The sequence below is a fragment of the Citrobacter sp. TBCS-14 genome (assembly GCF_005280805.1).
Taxonomy (GTDB): domain Bacteria; phylum Pseudomonadota; class Gammaproteobacteria; order Enterobacterales; family Enterobacteriaceae; genus Citrobacter; species Citrobacter gillenii.
Genome location: NZ_SZWM01001247.1, coordinates 1 through 535, shown reverse-complemented (window position 1 = coordinate 535; position 535 = coordinate 1). Strand labels below are relative to the sequence as shown.

The window sequence follows — 535 nt, the reverse complement described above, 5'->3', positions numbered from 1 at the left end:
TTTTCATCTGTTCGATGGTGGTGTTCTGGCTCTCATCAAGAATGATAAACGCATCGTTTAACGTACGGCCACGCATATAGGCCAGCGGCGCAACTTCAATGACGTTACGTTCAATCAGCTTTTCAACCTTCTCAAAACCGAGCATTTCGAACAGCGCGTCATACAGCGGTCGTANGACGTAAATAAGGATCGACTTTCTGGCTGAGATCGCCCGGCAGGAAGCCCAGTTTTTCACCGGCTTCAACCGCTGGACGGGTTAGCAGAATACGGCGGATCTCCTGACGCTCTAGTGCATCGACCGCAGCGGCAACAGCCAGATACGTTTTACCTGTACCCGCAGGGCCAACACCAAAGGTGATGTCGTGGTCGAGGATATTCGCAATGTACTGTGCCTGATTCGGCGTGCGCGGTTTAATCACTCCGCGCTTGGTTTTGATATTCACCGCTTTGCCAAATTCCGGCACGCTGTCTGCGCTTTGCTCAAGCACACGCGCTTCTTTAATCGCAAGGTGAATTTGTTCTGGCTCGATGTCCT

1 pseudogene is annotated in these 535 nt (G+C 51.7%); it reads right to left on the bottom strand.

The window, feature by feature from the left end:
• Window positions 1–535 (bottom strand): annotated as a pseudogene (locus tag FDX22_RS26520) (PhoH family protein); the annotation flags it as partial.